Source organism: Ruminococcus callidus ATCC 27760 (assembly GCF_000468015.1).
GTDB classification, from domain to species: Bacteria; Bacillota; Clostridia; order Oscillospirales; family Ruminococcaceae; genus Ruminococcus_C; species Ruminococcus_C callidus.
Window position 1 is genome coordinate 1 of record NZ_KI260436.1, and the last position, 4,837, is coordinate 4,837.

5 protein-coding genes are annotated in these 4,837 nt (G+C 52.2%); 4 read left to right on the forward strand and 1 reads right to left on the reverse strand.

Annotation, left to right across the window (positions count from 1 at the left end; all coding sequences use genetic code 11):
- Positions 1–162: 162 nt before the first annotated feature.
- Positions 163–702 carry a stage V sporulation T C-terminal domain-containing protein gene (locus RUMCAL_RS09960; protein ID WP_021682704.1) on the reverse strand — a complete coding sequence of 180 codons (540 nt, stop codon included), beginning with the start codon at positions 700–702 and terminating at the stop codon, positions 163–165.
- Positions 703–1,050: 348 nt separating this feature from the next.
- Here RUMCAL_RS09960 and RUMCAL_RS09965 point away from each other — a divergent pair, with 348 nt between their 5' ends.
- From RUMCAL_RS09965 to RUMCAL_RS09975, 4 genes are read left to right on the forward strand one after another with little or no spacing between them, the layout of a single operon-like run.
- Positions 1,051–1,449, forward strand: coding sequence for a GntR family transcriptional regulator (locus tag RUMCAL_RS09965; protein WP_021682706.1), 399 nt, complete (start codon positions 1,051–1,053; stop codon positions 1,447–1,449).
- Positions 1,446–2,375, forward strand: a complete 930-nt coding sequence (locus RUMCAL_RS09970; RefSeq protein WP_021682707.1) for an ABC transporter ATP-binding protein — start codon at positions 1,446–1,448, stop codon at positions 2,373–2,375. Before RUMCAL_RS09965 ends, RUMCAL_RS09970 begins: the two co-directional genes overlap by 4 nt.
- Complete coding sequence (locus RUMCAL_RS15580) at positions 2,362–2,517, forward strand: hypothetical protein (protein WP_021682708.1); 156 nt, start codon at positions 2,362–2,364, stop codon at positions 2,515–2,517. Before RUMCAL_RS09970 ends, RUMCAL_RS15580 begins: the two co-directional genes overlap by 14 nt.
- On the forward strand, positions 2,514–4,715 hold the full coding sequence (locus RUMCAL_RS09975; protein ID WP_021682709.1) for a hypothetical protein: 2,202 nt from the start codon (positions 2,514–2,516) through the stop codon (positions 4,713–4,715). Before RUMCAL_RS15580 ends, RUMCAL_RS09975 begins: the two co-directional genes overlap by 4 nt.
- The last annotated feature ends 122 nt before the right edge of the window (positions 4,716–4,837 follow it).

Genomic DNA, 4,837 nt, shown 5'->3' on the forward strand with positions numbered 1-4,837 from the left:
TGTCGCACAATCTTTGTGCGGTATTGCCTTGATTATAGCATTGCCTGTGGGAAATGTCAAGGGTGGATCCGATTCTCACAAATTTTCACCAGCAGGAATTCTCTCGTGCGGCAAGCCGTCTGAAAAAACAGGTCACCGGAATATGCCGATGACCTGTTTCCTTTAGTCTTCCAGTTGTTTCCCCAGAAACTGCGAAGCCGCCTGAATCAAACTCTTCTGGGTTTCGTTCAGTGCGGCGTGCTCGTCGTTTTCCAGAAATGCCACGGCTCCGGTCACATCACCGGCGGAGAGAATGGGCATGCATGCCACAGCCGCCTTTTCCATGCCCTCTGCGGGTAGAAATTCCGGCTCGCCGGCATCGGAAAAGTATTGCCGCCGCTGCTCCATAAGTTCTTCCAGTTCCGGTGAAACCCGTCGGGCGTTCCACTCCTTTTTGGCGGCTCCGGATACCGAAACGACATGGTCGCGGTCGAACACTGCCACGGGACACCCTGCCAGTCGGTGCATGATCTCTGCCACCTGTGCCGCACTCTCTCCCATTTCTCCGATGGGAGAGTACTTCTTGAAGATGACTTCGCCGTCACTGCTGGTGTAGATCTCCAGCGGGTCGCCCTCCCGAATCCGCATGGTGCGGCGAATCTCCTTCGGGATCACAACACGCCCCAGATCGTCGATTCGCCGGACAATTCCAGTTGCTTTCATATCTCAAAAATCCTCCTTGCTCGGGACAGCACTGCCCCGACAATCTCGCATGCTGCTGCGGTGTTGCCGCAAAGCTATTGTCTGCAAAATCGGAAGATTTATACATCAATGGCAAATATCGTGCCTGTCAAGGCAATACCGCACAAAAATTGTGCGACAGATGCGTCGTCAAAATTTTTTTGCAAAACCTCTTGACAAGAGAGAACGGATATGGTATACTTAACGTGTTGCATGAGAGATACAACACCTAAAACGCATGCAACACAAGCTTGGGAATATGAAGGAGATGCTGCAAGCAGATTGCGTGCAGTGTTTCCCGAAAAATAACAGGAGAACGGAGGTTTTGCCATGTTCCAGATCGACGCGATGTCGCGGGAACCAGTTTATGAACAGATCATTCATCAGATGGAACAGTTTATTCTGACGGACGTGTTACAGCCTGAGGCACAGATCCCATCGGTGCGGAGCGTTTCGATGACCAATTCGATCAATCCGCGAACGATTCTGAAAGCCTATACTGAACTGGATGCCCGAGGGCTGATCCAGTCTGTTCCCGGAAAAGGCTACTATGTCTGTGCAGATGCCCAGCAGAAGCTGCTGGAGAAAGGGAGAGAGAAGATGAAAGACCTGACGGAGATGCTGACGGCACTGGCGATGGCTGGTGTGACGAAAGAGGAGATCACTGCCTGTGTGGAGCAGGCGTTTACTGAGGCGAAAGAATTGCAGAAAGGGGGCAGTCAGGCATGATCGAGATCAAGAATCTCACAAAACGGTTTCAGGATTTCACCGCACTGGAAAATGTCACCTGTACCATCGGCTCCGGCTGTATTTATGGTATGGTCGGCTCTAATGGTGCCGGAAAATCCACGTTCTTGCGGACACTCACCGGTGTGTATCAGCCGGACGGCGGTGAAATCCGCATCGACGGCGAACCGGTCTGGGATAATCCTGCTGTGAAACGCCGCATTGCCTATGTGCCGGACGAACTCTATTTTCTGGCAGGGGCAAATCTGAACCGCATGGAACGCATGTACCGGAATCTGTATCCGGATTTTGACAGAGATCGTTTCGAAAAACTCCGCAGCCATTTGCAGCTGCCGCGGAACAAGTCGCTGGGACAGTTCTCCAAGGGCATGCGGCGGCAGGCGGCAACCATTCTGGCACTGTCCTGCCGTCCGGATTATCTGTTCTTCGACGAAACCTTTGACGGATTGGATCCGGTAATGCGGAACTTTGTGAAAAAGCTGATCTGCGAGGACGTGCTGGAACGGGGAGCCTCGGCGATCATCACCTCCCACTCCCTGCGGGAACTGGAGGACATCTGTGACCAGCTGGCACTGCTCCATAAGGGCGGTCTGGTGCTGGAAAGCGACATCGAGAACCTGAAAACTTCTCAGTTCAAGATTCAGATCGCGTTCCGCGGCGAGTACGACAAGAGCAAGTTCCAGGGGATTCAGGTTTCCCATTATGAGAAGAGCGGCAGCGTTGCCAATCTGATTGTCAGCGGCGACCGCGACGAGATCGTGCAGAAGCTGCGGGCAATGGAACCGATTCTGCTGGACGTACTTCCGCTGACACTGGAAGAAGTCTTTACATATGAAATGGAAACGCTGGGCTATACGTTCCAGATCGATGACCTGTTAGAGGAGGAGAGCGAACATGCAAAATCTTGAACATCGGTATGCCGGAAGACAGGATCGGCAGGAAGCTCGCCAGCAGCTGTTGGGTTCGCTGGCTCTGCTGCTGGTGGTATTGGGACTGGCTGCGGTTTGTGCCGTGGCGTATTTTCACGCAAGGGGAGGATTTATCAGATGAAACAAAAGAAGATGCACTTTTCCCTGCGGCTGCTGTGGGAAGGCTTTCAGCAGTGCAAGATGATCGGGATCTTCAGTGCTGTGATCGTGGTGCTGGGTGCCGTTCTGGAGCCGGTTGCCCAGGCGATCAGCTTGAGCAGCAGCCCTCATTATACCAAAGTCGTCTATGAAGCGTGGGCCATCAATGTGACGCTGCTTGTGGTGCTGCTGGCGGCACCGCTGATGACACTGATGCTGTTCCACTTTCTGGATAATCGGGCGGCATCAGACTTGTACCACGCGTTGCCCCATAAACGGATCACCCTGTACTTGAGTTATGCCGGAGCCGTGCTGCTGTGGGTAGTCCTGCTGCTGGTGCTGGGCACGCTGACTTCTGTCATCACCTGTGGATTTACACACAAGTACATCACTCTGCTGATGGACAGCCTGCTGCCCTTTGCGGCGAGCCTGTTCTGCATGAGTTTTCTGCTGGTTGCCGGTGTGCTGGTTTCCATGAGCATTACCGGTACTGTTTTCACGAACCTGCTGTTTGCCGGAATCCTGCTTTTTTTGCCGCGGCTCTGTGTACTGGCGTTGCAGTCGTCTATGGTGAATGCCCTGCCGTTTCTGTCGGATTCTGCGGGAACGGGATTTTTCCGGAATGCCAATAACCTGTTGTTCTCTGGTGTCAACGTGGTATTTTCCATGTCCGAAAACGACGGAACGAGCATAGAAACTGTCTTTTCTCCCAGCTGGCAGGCATATCTGTACACGTTCCTGCTGGGGCTGTTGTATTTTGCGATCGCGGCGTTCTTGTTCCACCGCCGTCGCAGTGAGGCTGCCGGACAGTCTGCTCCCAGCCGTCTGCTCCAGCACATCTACCGCATTGTGGTGACCATGGTGATCTGTATCTTTATCGTTTGTGTGATGTTCAGCGAAATGACTACCGGTATGATGCGGGACGAATGGTTTGCGTTCCTGGTGCTCTATCTGGTGGCAGCACTGGTGTACTTTGCCTACGAACTGATTACCACGAAGAAGTGGAAAAACCTGCTGACGGCACTGCCGGGGCTGGGCATTGTGGCACTGCTGAATGTGGGGATCCTGCTGGGCATGCATGCGGTGGAAAAACACATCGTGGCACAGCGTCCGGCAATGCAGGAGATCGAAAGCGTGTCATTTTGCAGCACAGACGGCACGGACTATATTTCCGGCAGCAGCTATCTGAACTATCGGGATTATATCAACCTGATGAGCCGTGACATTGCGATCACCGACCCCACTGCCGTGACACTGGTGTCCTACTATCTGGATGAAAACCTGAAAACGTGGGAAGAAGGCGGGAGCAATGCTTATCAGAGCAAGTATTACACCGAAAGTGACTATTCCTATTGTGCTTATCACGTGATTATCCGCACGAAAGACCAGACACTTTGCCGGCTGATCTATGTGCCTGTTTCCGAAACGGAAAAGCTGCTGGATGCATTGCAGACCAATGCGGACTATGTGGACGCATGGCGAAATCCGCCGCAGGAACTCAAGGGCACTGCAGCATTCCGCGACCAGGTGGGTTCCTGCTATCTGAGTACAGAGCAGGCAGAGGAGCTGTTGCAGACCTATCGGGAGGAATTGCAGTCAGCAGACTTTGAAACCCTGTATCAGACAATGCAGAACGGCAGTACTGACGATACATGGGTGAGCGACATCGATTACACATTCCGTAAAAACGGAAGATCATACACGCTGGATTGCATGATCTATCAGAATCTGACACCGGAAACGACAAAGAAATTCTACGAAATGCTCTATGCGGCACAAAAGGACGATCTGGCAATGCTGTCGGAACTGACCAAGAGTGATAAGAATGTTTCCGTCAACATGAATGTTTACGGCGGTTCTTCCGATTCGGCTTACAGCGGTCACTATGCCTATGCTTCTGACTGCCAGCCGTTGAACCAGAGCGAATCTTTACAGCTGCTCATGCAGTATGCGATTCTGGATAGACCGATGCAGGCAGGGGAGTCCTATGTGGAACTTTACCTGTGGTCGGAGGACGGTCTGACAGATCAGGGCAATGCGATTGATCTGCAAATTCCTATTAAGGATTCGTTCTTCGATGATCCCCAGACTGAGGAACTGTTCAGCGTTGAAAATTACAACGAATACGATATTTCCGATGCGGAACTTGGCGATTATGATGCTGTCGAAGCAGTTGGTTAAATCCTGACATCTTCATGTGGATTCTGCCTGTTCCATGAGGGCAGATTCCCACTTCTTCCTTACGGAAACACGGAATAAAGCCCGCCTTACGGCTTTGTACGCAATCTGCTTGCAGATTTTCC

What these genes read in the sequence shown, in the direction of transcription:
- RUMCAL_RS09970 (WP_021682707.1), top strand. Translation starts at nt 1,446, where the DNA reads ATGATCGAGATCAAGAATCTCACAAAACGGTTTCAGGATTTCACCGCA.
- RUMCAL_RS09960 (WP_021682704.1), bottom strand. Translation starts at nt 702, where the DNA reads ATGAAAGCAACTGGAATTGTCCGGCGAATCGACGATCTGGGGCGTGTT.
- RUMCAL_RS09975 (WP_021682709.1), top strand. Translation starts at nt 2,514, where the DNA reads ATGAAACAAAAGAAGATGCACTTTTCCCTGCGGCTGCTGTGGGAAGGC.
- RUMCAL_RS09965 (WP_021682706.1), top strand. Translation starts at nt 1,051, where the DNA reads ATGTTCCAGATCGACGCGATGTCGCGGGAACCAGTTTATGAACAGATC.
- RUMCAL_RS15580 (WP_021682708.1), top strand. Translation starts at nt 2,362, where the DNA reads ATGCAAAATCTTGAACATCGGTATGCCGGAAGACAGGATCGGCAGGAA.